The 18,354-nt window shown below is 67.5% G+C and carries 13 protein-coding genes and 4 pseudogenes; 7 read left to right on the top strand and 10 right to left on the bottom strand.

The window, feature by feature from the left end; all coding sequences use genetic code 11:
• Positions 1–108: 108 nt before the first annotated feature.
• The 3 genes from ABZ877_RS17115 to ngcE form a co-directional block, all read right to left on the bottom strand.
• Entirely contained in the window at positions 109–1,047 is a 939-nt protein-coding gene (locus ABZ877_RS17115; protein WP_361071141.1) for a carbohydrate ABC transporter permease, read from the bottom strand.
• Entirely contained in the window at positions 1,047–1,970 is a 924-nt protein-coding gene (locus ABZ877_RS17110; protein ID WP_361071138.1) for a sugar ABC transporter permease, read from the bottom strand. The genes ABZ877_RS17115 and ABZ877_RS17110 overlap by 1 nt, the downstream gene beginning before the upstream one ends.
• 83 nt (positions 1,971–2,053) lie before the next feature.
• The gene (ngcE, locus tag ABZ877_RS17105) at positions 2,054–3,505 is read right to left on the bottom strand and encodes an N-acetylglucosamine/diacetylchitobiose ABC transporter substrate-binding protein (RefSeq protein WP_361071134.1); all 1,452 of its coding nucleotides are present in this window, start codon (positions 3,503–3,505) and stop codon (positions 2,054–2,056) included.
• A gap of 807 nt (positions 3,506–4,312) precedes the next feature.
• Here ngcE and ABZ877_RS17100 point away from each other — a divergent pair.
• Both ABZ877_RS17100 and ABZ877_RS17095 read left to right on the top strand, forming a co-directional pair.
• On the top strand, positions 4,313–4,645 hold the full coding sequence (locus ABZ877_RS17100) for a hypothetical protein (protein WP_361071131.1): 333 nt from the start codon (positions 4,313–4,315) through the stop codon (positions 4,643–4,645).
• A gap of 125 nt (positions 4,646–4,770) precedes the next feature.
• Positions 4,771–8,607 (top strand): GH92 family glycosyl hydrolase, encoded by a 3,837-nt coding sequence (locus ABZ877_RS17095; protein WP_361071128.1) that lies wholly within the window; start codon positions 4,771–4,773, stop codon positions 8,605–8,607.
• Between the two features lie 90 nt (positions 8,608–8,697).
• On the opposite strand, the gene ABZ877_RS17090 is transcribed toward ABZ877_RS17095, so the two are convergent.
• Complete coding sequence (locus tag ABZ877_RS17090; protein ID WP_361071125.1) at positions 8,698–9,267, bottom strand: L,D-transpeptidase family protein; 570 nt, start codon at positions 9,265–9,267, stop codon at positions 8,698–8,700.
• A gap of 197 nt (positions 9,268–9,464) precedes the next feature.
• On the opposite strand from ABZ877_RS17090, the gene ABZ877_RS17085 reads away from it, so the two are divergent.
• Positions 9,465–9,749: a hypothetical protein gene (locus ABZ877_RS17085; protein WP_361071123.1), complete on the top strand. Its 285-nt coding sequence runs from the start codon at positions 9,465–9,467 to the stop codon at positions 9,747–9,749.
• Here ABZ877_RS17085 and ABZ877_RS17080 read toward each other — a convergent pair.
• Positions 9,736–10,122 (bottom strand): ATP-binding protein, encoded by a 387-nt coding sequence (locus ABZ877_RS17080; protein ID WP_361071120.1) that lies wholly within the window; start codon positions 10,120–10,122, stop codon positions 9,736–9,738. The two genes, ABZ877_RS17085 and ABZ877_RS17080, sit on opposite strands and share 14 nt — an antisense overlap.
• Before the next feature lie 113 nt (positions 10,123–10,235).
• Between ABZ877_RS17080 and ABZ877_RS17075 the strand changes: the two genes are divergently transcribed.
• The 3 genes from ABZ877_RS17075 to ABZ877_RS17065 are packed head-to-tail and all read left to right on the top strand — an operon-like array spanning position 10,236 to position 12,174.
• Positions 10,236–11,051, top strand: coding sequence for a helix-turn-helix transcriptional regulator (locus tag ABZ877_RS17075; protein WP_361071117.1), 816 nt, complete (start codon positions 10,236–10,238; stop codon positions 11,049–11,051).
• Positions 11,048–11,347: a DUF397 domain-containing protein gene (locus ABZ877_RS17070; protein WP_361071114.1), complete on the top strand. Its 300-nt coding sequence runs from the start codon at positions 11,048–11,050 to the stop codon at positions 11,345–11,347. The genes ABZ877_RS17075 and ABZ877_RS17070 overlap by 4 nt, the downstream gene beginning before the upstream one ends.
• The gene (locus ABZ877_RS17065; RefSeq protein WP_361071112.1) at positions 11,344–12,174 is read left to right on the top strand and encodes an arylamine N-acetyltransferase; all 831 of its coding nucleotides are present in this window, start codon (positions 11,344–11,346) and stop codon (positions 12,172–12,174) included. Before ABZ877_RS17070 ends, ABZ877_RS17065 begins: the two co-directional genes overlap by 4 nt.
• 60 nt (positions 12,175–12,234) lie before the next feature.
• Here ABZ877_RS17065 and acnA read toward each other — a convergent pair whose 3' ends face one another.
• The 5 genes and pseudogenes from acnA to ABZ877_RS17040 all read right to left on the bottom strand — a co-directional run.
• A complete protein-coding gene (acnA, locus tag ABZ877_RS17060) occupies positions 12,235–14,949 on the bottom strand; it encodes an aconitate hydratase AcnA (protein WP_361071109.1) in 2,715 nt (904 codons plus the stop codon).
• A gap of 813 nt (positions 14,950–15,762) precedes the next feature.
• Positions 15,763–16,371: pseudogene (locus ABZ877_RS17055) on the bottom strand (transposase); the annotation flags it as partial.
• Positions 16,372–16,379: 8 nt separating this feature from the next.
• Positions 16,380–16,753, bottom strand: a pseudogene (locus ABZ877_RS17050) (hypothetical protein).
• A gap of 19 nt (positions 16,754–16,772) precedes the next feature.
• Positions 16,773–17,653 (bottom strand): annotated as a pseudogene (locus tag ABZ877_RS17045) (IS5 family transposase).
• A gap of 87 nt (positions 17,654–17,740) precedes the next feature.
• Positions 17,741–17,872, bottom strand: a pseudogene (locus ABZ877_RS17040) (IS5/IS1182 family transposase); the annotation flags it as partial.
• A 250-nt stretch (positions 17,873–18,122) separates the two neighbouring features.
• Between ABZ877_RS17040 and ABZ877_RS17035 the strand changes: the two are divergent.
• The coding region (locus ABZ877_RS17035; protein ID WP_361071106.1) for a transposase at positions 18,123–18,354 on the top strand (232 nt) is incomplete at its 3' end.

Below are 18,354 nucleotides of genomic sequence, written 5' to 3'. Positions count from 1 at the left end.
TCAAGCCCTTGACAGAAATCGGTTCCAACGGGCGTGGGCACGGGTCCGGCCCCGGAGAGTGTCCCTCCGGGGCCGGACCCGTGCGTGCGCGGACGGTCGCGCTCGGTGCTACTTGAGCGCCCCCGCCGTCAGCCCCTGCACCACCTGCCGCTGGAAGATGATGTAGGCGGCGAGCACCGGCAGCATCGCCATGACCAGACCGGCGAAGAGGCCGGACCAGTCGCCCTTGTAGCCCTGGCTGGTGGCCAGCTCGACGAGGCCCTGGGCGAGCACCCGCTTGTCGGGGTCGGTGTTCAGGACCGTCGGCAGCATGTACTGGTTCCACTGGCCGAGGAAGTTGAAGATGCCCACGCTGATCAGGCCGGGCTTGGCCATGGGCAGCATGATCTGGAAGAAGGTCCGGGTGTGCGAGGCGCCGTCGACGAACGCGGCCTCCGCGATCGAGGTCGGCAGCGTCCGGAAGAACGACGTCAGGAAGAACACCGTGAACGGCAGCGAGTACGCGATGTAGGCCAGGATGAGCCCGGGCAGCGTGTTCAGCAGCGCCATGTTGTTCATCACGTAGAACAGCGGCACCAGGGCCAGCATGATCGGGAAGCTCATGCCCGCGACGAACAGGAAGTAGATGAAGCGGTTGCCCGGGAACTCGAAGCGCGCGAGGACGTAGGCGGCCATGGAGCCGAGGACCAGCGTGCCGACGAGCGAGCAGCCGACGACGATCAGGGTGTTGGCGAAGTAGTCGCTCATGTGCGCCTGCGACCAGGCCCGCGACCAGTTCTCGAAGTGCAGCTTGTCGGGCAGCGCCCAGGGCGAGCTGAGGATCGAGTTGTCGTCCTTGAACGACGTCATGACCGCCCAGAGCAGCGGCAGCACCACCAGGATCGCCCAGATGATCAGGACGCCGTGGGAGAAGACGTTCAGGGTGGAGCCGGTGACGTCCTTGCCCGTCTCGGGCGCGGCGTCGTGCTTGGCCACGCGCGGGCCCGGCACGGGCCCGGCGGGCCCGCCCCGCTGCTCGGCGGGGGGCGGGGTGTCAGTGGTCTTCATCAGTACTCCAGCCGCTCGCGCCGGCCAAGACGCATCACGATCGCCGCGAACAGCAGCGTGACGATGAGGAGCGCGACGCCGATGGTGGTCGCGTAGGCGGCGTTCGCGTCACGGAACGCCGACTGGTAGACGTACAGCGGGAGGACGGTCGTCGAGTAGTCGGGACCGCCGGGGCCCACCGTCATGATCTGCACCGCGGCGAACGCCTCGGCGCCGAGGGCGAGGATGCCCATGTAGACCCAGCCGGACTGGATGGTGTCCCACAGCAGCGGCAGCGTGATCCGGAAGAACGTGGTGACGCGGCTGGCGCCGTCGAGCAGGGCCGCCTCGTAGAAGTCCTTGGGGATGGAGGCCATGCCCGCCGAGAACAGGACGACGAAGAAGCCGGTCGTGCCCCAGACGAGGACCGCCATGACGGCCCACAGCGCCCAGGCCGGGTCGCCCAGCCACTCCGGCTGGAAGCCGCCGAGCCCGACGGCCTTGAGCGCCGAGTTCAGGGCGCCGCCGTTGGGGTTGTAGATGAAGCGGAAGAGCAGGGCGACGATGGCGATCGAGAGCACCTGCGGGAAGAAGTACGCGATCTTGTAGAAACCGGAACCGCGCACTCCGGAAATGGCGGCGCCTTTGCGGCGCCGCCCGCCGACGTTGAGCATGAACGAGAAGAACAGCGCGAGGCTCAGCGTCACCAACGGCAACAGCAGAACGAGGACCACACTGTGCTGCAGCGATTTCCAGAAAATGTCGTCGTGCAGCATACGGGTGTAGTTGTCGAAGCCCACCATCTTGAAGTCGGGGCTCAGACCGGTCCAGTCGGTGAACGAGTAGTAGATCGACTGGATGAACGGCCAGATGACGAAGATGGCGTACAGCGCCAGCGGGGCCACCAGAAAACCCACTATGAAGCGGTACTTGCCGTGTTGCATGGTTACCGACCCCGATCGCTGTGCGGGTGCCGCCGTTGATGACGTGTGCGCACGTGCCGTTCTCCCGCTTGTCTCTTACTGGCTCACTGGTGCTTGTAGTGCTTGATCGACTGGTCCTTGGCCGCCGCGTCGGCGAAGCCCTGGATCTTCTTGATGGCCTCCGCCGGGGTGAGCCGGCCGGCCATCATCTCGCCGAGACCGGCGACGCCGATCTGCTCCTTCTGCAGCTTGACGTACCAGTCCTGGAGACGGGGGTTGACCACGTTGTCACCGGCCTTCTTCAGCGCGGCGACACCGGACGTGAGGCCCGGGGTCAGGTCGATGCCCTCGGTGCCGCCGTTGTAGGCGGAGAGCGACTTGACCTGGCTGGTGAAGTTCTTCGACGAGGCCTCACTGAGCATGATGCGCAGCTGCTCCATGCCGCCCTCGACGTTGGCCGCCTTGGCGGGCACGATGTACGGCTCGCCGCCGGAGGCCCAGATGGTGCCGAACGGCATCTTGTCGTTCTTGTCGAGGCTGGACGGGGCGCCGACGGAGAGCTTGAAGTCGGCCGGGATGACCTTCGCCGACTCGTTTTCTACCCAGGAACCGTTCGGGATGAACAGCGCCTTGCCCTTGGCCCACTCCGTCTGCGACTGGATGTGGTCGATGCCGGGCGTGCCCTTGAGGATGTAGCCCTTCGCGTACAGCTCGTAGTACGCGTCGAAGGCGGCCTTGACGGCCGGGTGCTTCCAGGCGTTCGGCTCCAGGTTGTCGATCGCGTCGAGGACCTGGCGGCCGCCGATCTTCGCGATGAACGGGTAGAGCGAGAACGGCAGGTAGTACGGGTACTTGCCCGCGTACGTCCAGCCCGCGATGCCCTTCTTCTTCGCCTTGGCGCACAGCGCGAGCATGTCGTCCCAGGTCTCCGGGTACGTCGCGTCGAGCTTCTCCAGGTTGGTCTGGGAGTACCAGACGCCGTAGACCGTGTACGCGTAGTACAGGATCCAGACCGGGTCGCCGTCGAACTGGCCCATCTCCACGATGCCGGGGCGCAGCGTGTCGCGGACCTTCTTGTTCGGGTCGTCGACGGACGGCGCGTCGAGCAGCGGCGTGAGGTCGGCGAGCTGCTTCTTGCCGACGAGGACGCCCATGTCCATCTGCTCGGCACCGGAGTTGTCGATGAGGTCCGGCGGGGTGCCGCCGTTGAACTTGGGCTGGAGCTCGGACTGGATCTTCTGGGTCGAGTGGAACGTGACCTTGGCCTTCGGGAACGCCTTCTTGTAGGCGGCGTTGGCGTCGGTGGCGTACTTCGTGCCGAAGCCGCCGTCGAAGATGACCACGGACAGGCCGGCGCTCTCGTTGACCGCCAGCGGGTTGGTCTTGGTCTTCTTGCCCTTCTCGACCTTGTCGTCGGAGCCGCTGTCGCCGCTCGCGCACGCCGAGAGGAAGCCCATCGACGGGACGGCGATCAGGCCGAGCGCCGCGGACCGCTTGATGAGGTCGCGGCGGTTGGTGCCGGCACCGGTGGTGTGCGCGTCGGAAGTGGATCCCATGCTCAAGTCCTCGCCTTCTCCAGGACTCAGGCGGTGAACCGGATCCTCCCCGGCACCGCGGTGATGTGCTGTGTCGTGCCGGGACCGAATCCCGGGCCCCGGGCCGGAGAAAGCGTCTCCGGAACGAACACGTCCGGAAATACCCCGTCCCGAGGGAACGCAATTGGAGCTGGGTGGTGCGGAAAGTTCCGGGACCGCGGCCGCGTCACGGCCGGGGCGGACGCCGACAGGTATAGTCCACTCACTGTGAGCTGGGCAAGATCGAATGCAGGTTTGGGCGTCGGTCTTTTCCGAGTTGAGACCTCCCGGAAATAAGCCATGGGCCGGTAGAAGTCGATCTTTTCAACTCCCTTGCCTACAAAGGATGTAGCGGCACGCGCCGGCCCCGAAGCCATGAACGCGTCCAGGCGGGGAGGAGGGGCACGAAAGCGCGTGAGTCGGGCGATGTGCGGTGCCCTGCGTTCGGAATGTGAACGCGCGCCCCGGGGTGACCCCCTCTGTTCCGGCCACTTCCCGGCACAGCACGCGGCCGGTCGCGTGCGCCCGGCCTATGCCAAGTGCAACCGCTGCGCCCCGTCGGGACTATCCGCGGGCGGCGCGGCGGGAGTACCCTTCGTGTCAGTCCGTGGACAGAGCGTCGCCGTAAGCGCGGCGATGTGCGTCCGGCGATCTCTCGGGCCCCTAGGAGGCCCCCACGCCAGCGGCTGCCTTTCGCGGGTGATTCGTTCCCGCGCCACAAGCGCCGCTCCCCGCCTCCACTGCCGGGCCCTCGCTTCACCGGACGGCGCACTGCCACTGGGACTCGCCATGCGCAACTACTTCGTCGACGACCTCCTCCTGATCACCCCGCTCCACCGGGCCCCGGGCGTCCGCCTGTTCGGCCAGGTGGTCGGCGCCCACAAGGCGTCCCTCGCCATCGCCGTGGCCGAACACAGCCGCGTCAGCGACGAGGTCACGGTGGATCTGACGCAGGTGACCTACCTGGCCAACGGCGCCCTGGAGACGCTCGTCGCCCTCGCCCGCAGCCTCACCCCGCCCCAGCGGCTCCGCATCCTGACCGGGCCGGGGCTCCGCGTCCAGGAGCGGCTCGCCGCGGAGGGCTGGGACCAGATCGACACCCTGTGGGTCGTCCGGGTCTGACCGCCCGCCCCACCCGGCGCCACGTCCTGCGCAACACCCTTGACACCACTGTCCCCTTGCCTCCCTACTGGACGTTGCGCAGCGAACTGACAACGTTGTCGACAGCGCCGGGAGGGTGCACACCGATGCAGGGCAGATCGATCCGAGCCAGCCGTTCCAGACACAGAATCACCACGACGGCGGCCGTGGGCGCGGCCGCGCTGGTGCTGACGGCGGTCGGCCAGGGGGCCGCGGCGGCCGCGCAGGCCCACAAGCCGCGCCCCGCCAAGGAGTTCAGCTCCTCCTTCGAGGAGGGCCAGCCGGCCCCGGACTGGCTCAACACGGTCGACACCGCGAAGGACGGCTCCAAGCGGTCGAGCGGCGTCGACGGCGGCTACAGCGGCGGCATCCCGGGCAATGTCAACGCCCATGTCACCGAGGTCCGCGCCAGCGGCGAGAACACGGGTGGCGGCGAGACCAAGGAGAACCTGGTCGACGGCGAGTCGACCAGCAAGTGGCTGGCGTTCACGCCGACCGCCTGGATCGAGTACGACCTCGACGAGCCGGCCAAGGTCACCAAGTACGCGCTGACCTCCGCCAACGACCACGATGAGCGCGACCCGAGGGACTGGACGCTCAAGGGCTCGACGGACGGCAAGGAGTGGACGACGCTCGACACCCGCTCCGGGGAAACGTTCGCCGAGCGTTTCCAGACGAAGACGTACGGGGTGGAGAACCCGGCCGCTTACTCGCATTTCCGGATCGAGTTCACGAAGAACAACGGGGCGGGCGACGCCACCCAACTCGCCGACCTCCAGCTCTCGACCGGCGACGAGCAGGTCCCCACCCCCGAGGACATGCTCTCCCTCGTGGACCGCGGCCCCAGCGGCTCCCCGACCGCCAAGGCGGGCGCGGGCTTCACCGGAAAGCGCGCGCTGCGCTACGCCGGTACGCACAAGGCGGACGGGCGCGCGTACTCGTACAACAAGGTCTTCGACGTCGACGTGGCGGTCCAGCGCGACACCGAGTTGTCGTACAAGGTCTTCCCGCAGATGGCGGACAAGGACCTCGACTACGACGCCACGAACGTCTCCGTCGACCTCGCCTTCACCGACGGCACCTATCTGAGCGACCTCAAGGCGGTCGACTCCCACGGCGGGCTCCTGACGCCGCAGGGCCAGGGCGCCGCCAAGCGGCTGTACGTGAACCAGTGGAACGCGGTGAAGTCGTCCATCGGCTCCGTCGCCGCGGGCAAGACCATCGACCGCGTCCTCGTCGCGTACGACTCCCCCAAGGGCCCGGCGAAGTTCCGCGGCTGGGTCGACGACATCGCCATCAAGCGCGCCGAACCCGTCCGCCCCAAGGCGCACCTGAGCGACTACGCGTCCACGACGCGCGGCACCAACTCCAGCGGCGGCTTCTCGCGCGGCAACACCTTCCCGGCGACGGCCGTCCCGCACGGCTTCAACTTCTGGACGCCGGTGACGAACGCCGGTTCGCTGAGCTGGCTGTACGACTACGCGCGCGACAACAACGCGGACAACCTGCCCACGATGGAGGCGCTGGCCGCGAGCCACGAGCCGAGCCCGTGGATGGGTGACCGCCAGACGTTCCAGATGATGCCGTCGGCCGCCGCGACGGTGGACACGTCCCGCAGCGGGCGCGCCCTCCCCTTCAAGCACGACAACGAGACGGCGAAGCCGTACTACTACGGCGTCACGTTCGAGAACGGCGTCAAGGCGGAGATGGCGCCGACCGACCACGCCGCCGCGCTGCGCTTCAGCTACCCGGGCGACGACGCGAGCGTGATCTTCGACAACGCCTCCGAACAGGGCGGCCTCACGCTCGACAAGGACAACGGCGTCGTCACCGGCTACTCGGACGTCAAGTCCGGCCTGTCGACCGGCGCCACGCGCCTCTTCGTCTACGGCGTCTTCGACAAGCCCGTCAAGGACGCGGCGGCCTCCGGCGTGAAGGGGCACTTCACCTTCGACGCGGGCAAGGACCGCACGGTCACGCTGCGCCTGGCGACCTCGCTCATCAGCATCGACCAGGCCAAGGACAACCTGGCGCAGGAGCTGCCGCAGCGGAAGTCCTTCACGTCGGTGCGCAACGCCGCGCGGGCGCAGTGGGACGCGCTGATGAACAAGGTCGAGGTGGAGGGTGCGACGGAGGACCAGCGGGTCTCGCTCTACTCCTCCCTGTACCGCCTGTACCTGTACCCGAACTCGGGCTTCGAGAAGGTCGGCGACAAGTACCTGTACGCCTCGCCGTTCACCGCGATGACCGGCCCCGACACGCCGACCCACACGGGCGCGAAGATCGTCGAGGGCAAGCCGTACGTCAACAACGGCTTCTGGGACACGTACCGGACGACGTGGCCCGCGTACTCGCTGTTCACGCCCGAGAAGGCCGGTGAGCTGGTCGACGGGTTCGTGCAGCAGTACAAGGACGGCGGCTGGATCTCCCGCTGGTCCTCGCCGGGCTACGCCGACCTGATGACCGGCACGTCGTCGGACGTCGCCTTCGCGGACGCGTACGTCAAGGGCGTCGACTTCGACGCCGAGGACGCGTACAAGGCCGCCGTGAAGAACGCGACCGTCGTGCCGCCGATCTCCGGCGTGGGCCGCAAGGGCATGCAGACCTCGCCCTTCCTCGGCTACACCAGCACCGACACGCACGAGGGTCTGTCGTGGGCCCTGGAGGGCTACCTCAACGACTACGGCATCGCGCAGATGGGCCAGGCGCTCTACAAGAAGACGGGGAAGAAGCAGTACAAGGAGGAGTCCGAGTACTTCCTCAACCGCGCCCGTGACTACGTGAACATGTTCGACGCCAAGGCGGCGGGCACCGGCTTCTTCCAGGGCAGGACCGCCAAGGGCGACTGGCGCGTGGAGTCGTCCAAGTTCAACCCGGCGATCTGGGGCTACGACTACACGGAGACCAACGCCTGGGGCTACGCCTTCACGGCCGTCCAGGACAGCAAGGGCCTGGCGAACCTGTACGGCGGCAAGAACGGCCTCGCCAAGAAGCTCGACACGTACTTCGACACGACCGAGACGGGTTCGGCGGACGTGGCGGGCTCGTACGGCGGCGTCATCCACGAGATGACGGAGGCGCGTGATGTGCGGATGGGCATGTACGGCCACTCCAACCAGGTCGCGCACCACGTCACGTACATGTACGACGCGGCCGGCCAGCCGTGGAAGACGCAGGAGAAGGTCCGCGAGGTCCTCTCCCGCCTCTACACCGGCAGCGAGATCGGCCAGGGCTACCACGGCGACGAGGACAACGGCGAGCAGTCGGCCTGGTACCTCTTCTCCTCCATGGGCTTCTACCCGCTCGTCATGGGCAGCGGCGAGTACGCGATCGGCTCCCCGCAGTTCACGAAGATGACGCTGCACCTGGAGAACGGCAAGAAGCTCACCATCAAGGCGCCCAAGAACAGCGCGAAGAACATCTATGTGCAGGGCGTCAAGGTCAACGGCAAGGCGTGGAACAAGACGTCGCTGCCGCACTCGGTCGTCGCCAAGGGCGGCACGATCGAGTTCGCGATGGGCGCGAAGCCGTCCGCCTGGGGCACGGGCAAGGACGCAGCTCCCGTGTCCATCACGCAGGACGACAAGGTGCCGTCGCCGCGCAAGGACGCGATCACCGGTTCCGGGGCGCTGTTCGACAACTCGTCGGCGACGAGCGCGAGCGCGGCCGGTTCGGTTGAGCTGCCGGTCGGCGCGGAGGGTACGAAGGCCGTGCAGTACACGCTGACCAGCGCCGACAAGGCGTCCGCCCCGACCGGGTGGAAGCTTGAGGCTTCGGCGGACGGTACGTCCTGGAAGACGCTCGACCAGCGGTCCGGCGAGTCCTTCACCTGGGACAAGCAGACCCGGGCCTTCACCGTGCCGAAGCCGGGCTCGTACAAGCAGTACCGGCTCGTGTTCACGGGCGGGGCGGCGACGGTGGCGGAGGTGGAGTTGCTGTCGTAGCGCGGGTGAGTGTCTGCGTGCATGAAGTCGCGGGCGGGCGTGGAGTGTTCACGCCCGCCCGCGGCGGTTTTCCGGAGCGTCAGATGGTCGTCAGTTCGTCACGATGAGCTTCTTGGGGAAGCCGAGGTTCTTGCCCCTCTTGTACAGGTCCTTGATGTCGGCGGGCTTCAGCTTGATGCAGCCGGCGGACTTGTAGTCGCTGTTGCCGTCCCAGCGCCGGGGCTCACTGCTGCCCTGGCCGCCGTTCTTCGTCATCTCGCTGTGGATGAACAACTGGGTCCTGCGGGTGTAGCCGTTCTTGCACGTGGTGTCGTTGAGGTGGAACGCGTACCCCTTGATCGCGGTGCCGTCGTACTTCTTGTACCACTTCTTGATCTTGTACGTCTTGGTGGGCAGCCAACCCCTCAGGCTGGCGCACTCGTTCGTGGAGACGCCGGAGCCGGCCCGGTACTTCTTGATCACCTTGTCCGGCCCGGAGACGCTCTTCATCAGCGCCAGCGTGGAGTTGGTGTTGGTGCGCTTGTCGAACTTCAAGTAGTACGACGACGCGGCCGCGGACGCGGTCGGCTGCGCCTGGGCCGGCGCCGTCGCCGTGGTCGCGAGGCCGCCGACGATGGTGGCGGCGAGGAGTACGGGGGCGAGGCGTGCTCGGGTGTTCATGAGTGCTCCGATCACAGGGTGGTGTGTTTGTTGCCCGGCGTGCTGCCGGGGCTGGATCAGAGCTTTGCGAGCCGCTGCGAGGGCCGGCAACGGGTTGCTGGTGTCCCGGACAAGTCCTGGGTGTCCGTGCAGGTCAACGGGGTGTCCGGGACACTGGGAGACACCCGTGTTCGCCCGCCCGACAAGAAGGGGCCCGCATGAGCGGACTCGCCAAGGTCTACCTGCTGTGGCACGTGCACCACCGGACGGAGGAGGGCGGAGTCGTTCGGCACTTCTCCGACCCCGACGACTTCTGGTCCGACGCCGAGGGTGGGGACGACGTCAAACACCTCGGCGCCTATTCGAGCCGCGAAGCGGCAGAGGGACGCGTCGAACGCGCTCGGCGGCTTCCCGGTTTCGCCGATGAGCCCGCCTGCTTCTACATCGAGGAAGCCGTGCTCGACGAGGACCAGTGGACAGAAGGGTTCGTCACGGAACCCTGATCTCGCACCACACGACCTTGCCGGGGTCCCGCTCCTCCACGCCCCACTTGTCGGCCAGCGCCGTCACCAGGAGCAGGCCCCGGCCCCCTTCGGCGTCGGTCGCCGGGCCCGGCACGGCCGGTACGCCGTCGCCGGTGTCGTGGACTTCCACACGGACCCCGTCTTCGTACGCCGTCATGCGCAGGAAGAAGCCCCGGCCGGGCGGGACGCCGTGCAGCAGGGCGTTCGTGGTGAGTTCGCTGACGCAGAGCAGGATGTCGTCCGCGCGGTCCTTGACGCCCCAGTCACGTAGCGCGGCCCGAGCGAAGTCGCGGGCTGCTGGCACGGATTGGCGTTCGCGGCGGTAGAAGCGTTCGCGGAGATCCTCGTTCATGAGCCAACTGTTGCGCAGAGTGATTGCCTTGTGACAGTTCGCGCACCCCGACGGCCTTTTCGTCGGGGTGCGCGCAGTGTCGACCGAGCGTGAAGGTGGGGACAGTGCGCACTATGAAGCGTCCGTCGAAGAGTCCATCGGCGATGAGGATGGTTGCCGATCTCGTCGCCCTGTTCCGCAGATCCGCTGGGCTTACGCAGGCGACGCTCGGGGAGCGCATCGGGGTGGCCGAGTCGACCGTCGCCGCGATTGAGCAGGCTCGGCGGCCGTTGGTGCCGGAGCTGGCCGCCGCGATGGATGAACTGTTCGGGAGCCCTGGGGTGTTGGCGGTGGCGGTGGCCGCCTTGCCGGAGGTCGACCAGTACCCCATGTGGGCCGAGTCCTACATCCAGCACGAGCGGGAGGCGATCGCCCTGTGCTGGTACGACACCCTGGTCGTGCCCGGCCTGCTCCAGACCGAGGAGTACGCCCGCACCTTGCTGCGGCAGCGCGTGCCCGCGTACGACGCGGACGAGATCGAGTCGAGGACGGCAGGGCGCGTCGAGCGGCAAGCCATACTGCGCCGCAAGTGTCCACCGACGCTGAGCTTCGTCGTGTGGGAGCCCGCGCTCAGGATGGGCATCGCTGAACCGGCGGTGCGGGCGGAGCAGTTGCGTCACCTACGTGCGTGTGCGGACCTGCCGAGCCTGACCTTGCAGATTCTGGCGCTCGATGCGCCGGAGAATGCTGGAGATGCGGGGCCCTTCACCCTGCTGGAGACCCCGGAACATCAGCACCTCGCTTACGCCGAATCGCAACGCGGAAGCCAGTGGGTTTCCGACGCGGGCGAAGTGTCCATCCTGGAACGCAAATATGCGATGCTGCGGTCACAGGCCCTCAGCCCCAAGGAGACCAGGGGCCTGCTGGACCGGCTGGCAGGAGAGCAATGAGCACCGCACTGAACTGGTTCAAGTCGAGCTATAGCAGCAGCGAGGGCGGCCAGTGCCTCGAAGTCGCCTACGCCTGGCGGAAGTCGAGCCACAGCAGCAGTGAAGGCGGCGCTTGCGTCGAAGTCGCGCACGACTGGCAGAAGTCGACTCACAGCAGCGACGAAGGCGGCCAGTGCGTAGAGGTGTCAGCCCACCCCACCGCCATCCACATCCGCGACTCCAAGAACCCGGCGGGCCCGCACTTCACGGTCGCCCCGGCCGTCTGGGCCGACTTCCTGAACGGCGCCACCGCGTGATCGACGTAGACAGATACCTGGCCGTGCTGGGAGTGGCACGGCCGGACACCCCCACCGCCGACGCCCTCTGGGCCTTGCACCGCGCCCACGTGGAGCGCATCCCGTACGAGACGCTCGACAACCAGCTCGGGCGGCGCACGGACATCGAACCCGCCGAATCCGTCGCCCGGTTCCTACAAGGCCGCGGCGGCTACTGCTTCACCCTGAACGGCGGCTTCGCCGCGCTGCTGCAAGCCCTCGGCTACGACGTGACGATGCACGTGGCCGGGGTGCAGGACGAGGTCGAGGACCCGGACGGGCCCGGCGGCGACCATCTCGCCCTCACAGTCGGGCTGGACGGCGAGCGCTGGCTCGTGGACGTAGGGCTTGCGGGCGGCATGTACGAACCCCTCCCCCTACGCCAAGGGACGTACACGCAGGGCCCGTTCACGTACGGCATGGCCCCGTCGACCGTCGTGCCGGGCGGCTGGCGGTTCATCCACGACCCGCGTGGCGCGTTCGACACGATGATGTTCGCACCGGAGCCGGTCGGGATGGCCGCCTTCGAGGCCAAGCACATCGAGTTGTCGACCTCGCCCGAGTCCGGATTCGTCCGGGTCTTCCAGGCCCAGCTCCGCGAGGCCAAGGGCGTCGTCATGCTGCGCGGCTGCGTGCTGCGCAGGATCGACGCCGGGGGCACGGAGGAGCGGATCATCGATGTCGCCGAGGACTGGTACGACGTGCTCACCGACACGTTCCACCTGAACCTGGACGACGTGGACGCATCCGAGCGGGCGCGCCTCTGGGACCACGTTCGCGCCGAGCACCGCAAAAGATACGGGTCATGAGCAACAGGGCCGCACCCCCGTCCACCGGGAATGCGGCCCTGAACTGCGTTACCGGCCCGCCTACTTGCGGATCAGGCTGCGCAGCACGTACTGCATGATGCCGCCGTTGCGGTAGTAGTCCGCCTCGCCGGGGGTGTCGATGCGGACGACCGCGTCGAACTCCACGCCGGTGTCGGTCGTGACCTTGACCGTGCGCGGGGTGGTGCCGTTGTTCAGCTCCTCGATGCCGGTGAAGGAGAAGGTCTCCTCGCCGGTGAGGCCGAGGGAGGCGGCCGACTGGCCCTCCGGGAACTGGAGCGGGAGGACGCCCATGCCGATGAGGTTCGAGCGGTGGATGCGCTCGTAGGACTCGGCGATGACGGCCTTGACGCCGAGGAGCGCGGTGCCCTTGGCGGCCCAGTCGCGGGACGAGCCGGAGCCGTACTCCTTGCCCGCGAGGACGACGAGCGGGATGCCCTGCTCGATGTAGTTGCGCGAGGCGTCGTAGATGAACGAGACCGGCGCGTCGGGCTGGGTGAAGTCGCGGGTGTAGCCGCCCTCGGTGCCCGGCGCGATCTGGTTGCGCAGGCGGATGTTGGCGAACGTGCCGCGGATCATGACCTCGTGGTTGCCTCGGCGCGAGCCGTAGGAGTTGAAGTCGCGGCGCTCGACGCCGTGCTCCGTGAGGTACTTGCCGGCCGGGGTGTCGGCCTTGATGGCGCCGGCGGGCGAGATGTGGTCCGTCGTCACCGAGTCGCCGAGCTTCGCGAGGACGCGGGCGCCCGTGATGTCCGTGACCGGCTCCGGGTCCATCTGCATGCCCTCGAAGTACGGGGGCTTGCGGACGTAGGTGGACTCGCTGTCCCACTCGAAGGTGTTGCCGGTCGGGATCGGCAGCGCCTGCCACTGGGCGTCGCCCGCGAAGACGTCCTGGTAGGACTTGTTGAACATGTCCTCGCCGATGGCGTTGGCCACGACGTCGTTGACCTCGGCCTCGGTCGGCCAGATGTCCTTGAGGTAGACCGGGTTGCCGTCCTGGTCGGCGCCCAGGGCGTCCTTGGTGATGTCGACCTTCATCGAACCCGCGAGGGCGTACGCGACGACCAGCGGCGGGGACGCCAGGTAGTTCATCTTGACGTCGGGGTTGATGCGGCCCTCGAAGTTGCGGTTGCCGGAGAGGACCGAGGTGACGGCGAGGTCGTGGTCGTTGACGGCCTTCGAGACCTCCTCGGGCAGCGGGCCCGAGTTGCCGATGCAGGTGGTGCAGCCGTAGCCGACGAGGTTGAAGCCGACCTTGTCGAGGTAGGGGGTGAGGCCCGCCTTGTCGAAGTAGTCGGTGACGACCTTCGAGCCCGGCGCCAGGGTCGTCTTGACCCACGGCTTGCGGGTCAGGCCCTTCTCCACGGCCTTCTTCGCGACGAGCGCGGCGGCGACCATGACGTACGGGTTCGAGGTGTTGGTGCAGGAGGTGATGGCCGCGACCGTCACCGCGCCGTGGTCCAGCTCGTACGTCGAGCCGTCGGGGGCGGTCACGAGGACCGGGTTCGACGGGACGCCGTCCGTGGTGGCCGGGGCGTCGGAGGCCGGGAAGGACTCCTTGCCCGCCTCGTCGACCGAGTCGACGTAGTTGCGGACGTCCGTCTTGAACTGCTCGGCGGCGTTCGCGAGGACGATGCGGTCCTGCGGGCGCTTCGGACCGGCGATCGAGGGGACGACCGTCGCGAGGTCCAGCTCCAGCTTCTCGGAGAAGTCGGGCTCGGCGGCCGGGTCGAGCCAGAGGCCCTGCTCCTTGGCGTACGCCTCGACGAGCGCGACCTGCTGCTCGGAGCGGCCGGTGAGCTTCAGGTAGTTCAGGGTCTCGCCGTCGATCGGGAAGATCGCGGCGGTGGAGCCGAACTCCGGCGACATGTTGCCGATGGTGGCGCGGTTGGCCAGCGAGGTGGCGGCGACGCCCTCACCGTAGAACTCGACGAACTTGCCGACGACGCCGTGCTTGCGCAGCATCTCGGTGATCGTGAGAACCAGGTCGGTGGCGGTCGTGCCGGGCTTCAGCTCGCCCGTCAGCTTGAAGCCGACCACGCGCGGGATCAGCATGGAGACCGGCTGGCCGAGCATCGCGGCCTCGGCCTCGATGCCACCGACGCCCCAGCCGAGGACGCCCAGGCCGTTGACCATCGTGGTGTGCGAGTCGGTACCGACCAGGGTGTCGGGGTACGCCTGGCCATTGCGGACCATGACCGTGCGCGCCAGGTGCTCGATGTTGACCTGGTGGACGATGCCGGTGCCCGGGGGGACGACCTTGAAGTCGTCGAACGCGGTCTGGCCCCAGCGCAGGAACTGGTAGCGCTCCTTGTTGCGGCCGTACTCCAGCTCGACGTTCTGGCCGAAGGCGTCCTTCGTACCGAACTTGTCAGCGATGACGGAGTGGTCGATGACCAGCTCGGCCGGGGAGAGCGGGTTGACCTTGTCGGCGTCGCCGCCGAGCTCCTTGACGGCCTCACGCATGGTGGCGAGGTCGACGACGCAGGGCACGCCGGTGAAGTCCTGCATGATCACGCGGGCCGGCGTGAACTGGATCTCCTGCGACGGCTGGGCCTGGGAGTCCCAGCCGCCGAGGGCACGGATGTGGTCGGCGGTGATGTTCGCGCCGTCCTCGGTGCGGAGCAGGTTCTCCAGCAGAACCTTGAGGCTGTAGGGAAGGCGAGCGGAGCCCTCGACCTTGTCCAGCCTGAAGATCTCGTACGACTCGTCGCCCACGCGCAGCGTGCTGCGGGCGTCGAAGCTGTTCGCCGACACGACAGTCTCCTTCATTGATGTGCGCGTTCCACCGCAATCCTGCCGCCACGCCACGTTGCCGAATTCGGTGAGGTAAGGCTAAGTTAGGTAACCCTTACTGAAACCTTCACCGCCTCACCGCCCGAGTCGGCGGCGCCGGGCGGCCGCGGGGCGCCTCGGCAGATATCTCGATGTCGAGATAACTCTAACACCAGCCCTCCGGACGGCTCGACTGATACCCACGCCGTCCGCGTCTGTTGCTGAGATGGATCCCGCGAAGACGCGCTTCTGCCCCCCGCGCGTGCGCACAGTGCACACGCGGCGCCGTAGGTCGCTGTCGGACAGTGTGTGCGGGCTCAGTCCGAAGGGGTAGTGCCAGGCGGCCCCTTCGGTGATCGCGGAGTGAGTGTCATCTCGCGGGCTGACACTGCGCCGCTACGACCGGAGAGCACATGGGCTGCGACTCCTGGCTGAAAGCGGCACCAAGTGACTCCTGGACGTCGATCAGGCCGGCACGGAACGCCTCCCAGCCGCTCTGGCCTCACTGGGACGACGGCATACGGGAGCGTCGGCAAGCTCCGGACTGTGCTGTCCGCCGCGTGGACGGCTCAACTGTGGTCGTCGGCATCCGCACGGATGCGCGGATGGAGCTCAAGGACGTGAGAGCGTTCGAGGTGGCGGAGTGCAATGTGTGTTCGGTCCGCCTTGGGAGCCCCTGAGACCGTGGATGCGGCAGAAGGGGCGCATTTGGAGGTGCCGCACAACCTGCCATCGTGGGCTAAGGGCTGTCCCGTGAATGATCTACGGCGTTCCGGTTGACCAGTTCGTTTCTCGTTACCCGGCCAGGGCGAGGCCGTGCAGGCGAGCGATGCCGAGCATTGCCTGGTGCACACCGTCACCTTTCAGGCGGCAGTCGCGGAGGTTCTTCCAGGTCTTCATCCGGGCCAAGGTGTGCTCGACGTGGGCACGAACCTTTGGGTGAGATGCGTTGTGTTCCTCTTTTCACACCAGGAGTTCGGCCTGCCCGCGCCCGCGGCGGTGCGGGATTACCAGGCCGGTGCCGCAATAGCCGCCGTCTGCACTGACGGTGATCCCGCCGACAGCGCTTTTCGCACCGGAAAGCTCCCACGGCCTGCGGTCGTTGCGGTTGCCGGGGACCGGCCGGCCGACGGCGACCACGAGCCGGGTGCCGGCCTCGATGACGACCTGGTTATTGGTCGAGTACCGGTAGTTCTTCGACTGCTCGGCGACGGTGCGGTCCCGGGTGGGCACCAGGGTTCCGTCCACGATCAGCACGGCGTCCTTCCGCAACCGCCTGCGCGGCTGGAACGTGAACGAGGGCCCGAGGTGGTCGATGATGCGGTCGGCGGCTGACTTGGACAACACGAACAGCGGCGCAAGCTGCCGCAAGGTCAGTTTCGTCCGCCAGCATGCGGCGACTAGGCCGTGTTTTAGAACTCGCTGACCTTGCTGGTTGGCCGCCCGGGGAAGTCGCGCGCGGCCATCCAGATGGTGAGGTCGCGGGCGATGTCGTTGACGCTGGTCGCCGTGGTGACCTCGTGTTCGCGTCGGGTGGTGTCGCGTCGGACGATCTCGTAGCCACCTGCGTCCAGGAGGGCCACGGAGGCGAACCAGACGGGATCGTCCTCGTCGGGCTGAACGACCACGAAGGTGTTTTCGGAGTCGTTGAGGTCGCTGATCATCATGAACAGCGCGTCCTCGGAGGGGTCGTCGATGCGGTCACCGTTCTCACTGTCGGCGCCGTAGTACTGAGCCCCCATCGTTGCCTCCCTCTCGCACTGCTGGCCCTGGTCGCGGTCAGCATGGCATGAGGAACCGACAGCTCAGTGCAGCGGCAGCCATTCGCCGATGGCGGCGATCAGGACGGTGGCTTCGAAGCGAACCGCGAGCTTGTCGAACCGGGTGGCGACCGCCCGGTTGCGCTTGAGCCGGTTGATCCCGCACTCGACCGCGTGCCGGGCCTTGTAGTCCTCGTGGTCAAAGGCCGGCGGCCGCCCGCCGGCCCTCCCTCGCCGTTTGCGGTTGGCGACCTGATCGGCAGGCTCCGGGATCGTGCACCGGATTCCCCGCTTTCGCAGGTAGGCGCGGTTGGCGCGGGAGGAGTACGCCTTGTCGCCCCGCACTCGCAGCGGGCGGACGCGGGGACGGCCCGCTCCGGTGCGGGGCACTCGGATGCCTTCCAGGACGGCCGCGAACTGAGGGCTGTCACCGCACTGACCTGCGGTGACCAGCAAGGACAGCGATCGTTGGCCTTGCTCGCAGGCGAGGATGGATCTTCAAGGTGAAGCCTCCCCGTGACCGGCCCAGGCCGTGGTCGTCGGGCTCGGCGCGGGCTCCAGCCGGCAGTTCTTTCTGGGCCTGCCCGTCGCGGTGGGCGCTGGCGGCGTGCTGATGGGCCCGGCAGACTGTGGAGTCGACGTTGACCTCCCACGTGATCAGCCGTTCCGCATCCGCCCGGGCTTGCAGCCCGGTCAGGAGTTTGGGCCAGGTGTCGTCACGCTGCTAACGGCGGAAGAGTCCGTAGACCGTCTGCCACGGCCCGTATCCGACCGGCAGATTCCGCCACGGGGCACCCGGTCCGCACCCTCCACCGGATGCCGTCGATCAGCTTCCGCCGCCCCGACGACCGCCTTCCCAGCACCGCCACCGGCAGCATCGGCTCCAGCACCGCCCACTGACCGTCAGAAAGATCCCCTCGCCCCACCTAAGATCATCACGGCACGAGACGAGGGAACGGGCCCACTTCTAAAACACGACCTATCGAAACCCGGTCCTCCAAGGGCAAACTTCACGGTCGGCCTCCGCGGACCACATCCGCGCCTTCGCGGCGCAACTCGGCGATCAGCTTGTTGAATTCACGCAGGCTCAGCCCAGCAAATGGGGCTATCCAGGACGGCTCCGACGCCGTGGTCACACCAGCCATCCCAAGATCACCTCCTGGGACGGGGGCGAGGTGCGATGTCCTGCGGAATCCGATAACGCAGCGCAGCTCAGGCGTCGACAATCATCGGATGCACAAAGTGAAGTTTTCCGACGGGATGATCACTCTGCCCCCGCTGCGCCTGGACGATGCGGAGGCGCACCTCGCAGGGGAGGCTAAGAACGGCTAACACAATGAGCTACATCGGCCCCGGTGGCCGTGCCTCGTAGGCGAGTTGGGCGTTGTCCGGGCCGTGGGGACTCCACCGTGGATCGTGCCGGATGACCTGTGGGAGCGGATCGAGCCGCTGCTGCCCAAGAAGGAACGGCGGTTCCGCTACCCCGGTCGTCGCCCGGTCCCGGACCGCCAGGTCCTGTGCGGGATCCTGTACGTCCTGCACACCGACATCCAGTGGGAACACCTCCCCAAGGAGCTCGGCTTCGGCTCCGGGATGACGTGCTGGCGCCGGCTGCGGGACTGGAACG

This window comes from Streptomyces sp. NPDC046939 (assembly GCF_040644575.1).
In the GTDB taxonomy this organism is placed as follows: Bacteria; Actinomycetota; Actinomycetes; order Streptomycetales; family Streptomycetaceae; genus Streptomyces.
Note: the sequence above shows the minus strand (reverse complement) of the source record. Positions and strands in the feature narration are given on the sequence as shown.

Excerpts from the sequence above, each read along its gene's own strand:
- ABZ877_RS17115 (WP_361071141.1), bottom strand. The coding sequence starts at position 1,047 with ATGAAGACCACTGACACCCCGCCCCCCGCCGAGCAGCGGGGCGGGCCC.
- ABZ877_RS17070 (WP_361071114.1), top strand. The coding sequence starts at position 11,048 with ATGAGCACCGCACTGAACTGGTTCAAGTCGAGCTATAGCAGCAGCGAG.
- ABZ877_RS17075 (WP_361071117.1), top strand. The coding sequence starts at position 10,236 with ATGAAGCGTCCGTCGAAGAGTCCATCGGCGATGAGGATGGTTGCCGAT.
- ABZ877_RS17090 (WP_361071125.1), bottom strand. The coding sequence starts at position 9,267 with ATGAACACCCGAGCACGCCTCGCCCCCGTACTCCTCGCCGCCACCATC.
- ABZ877_RS17080 (WP_361071120.1), bottom strand. The coding sequence starts at position 10,122 with ATGAACGAGGATCTCCGCGAACGCTTCTACCGCCGCGAACGCCAATCC.
- ABZ877_RS17095 (WP_361071128.1), top strand. The coding sequence starts at position 4,771 with ATGCAGGGCAGATCGATCCGAGCCAGCCGTTCCAGACACAGAATCACC.
- ABZ877_RS17110 (WP_361071138.1), bottom strand. The coding sequence starts at position 1,970 with ATGCAACACGGCAAGTACCGCTTCATAGTGGGTTTTCTGGTGGCCCCG.
- ngcE (WP_361071134.1), bottom strand. The coding sequence starts at position 3,505 with ATGGGATCCACTTCCGACGCGCACACCACCGGTGCCGGCACCAACCGC.
- ABZ877_RS17100 (WP_361071131.1), top strand. The coding sequence starts at position 4,313 with ATGCGCAACTACTTCGTCGACGACCTCCTCCTGATCACCCCGCTCCAC.
- ABZ877_RS17085 (WP_361071123.1), top strand. The coding sequence starts at position 9,465 with ATGAGCGGACTCGCCAAGGTCTACCTGCTGTGGCACGTGCACCACCGG.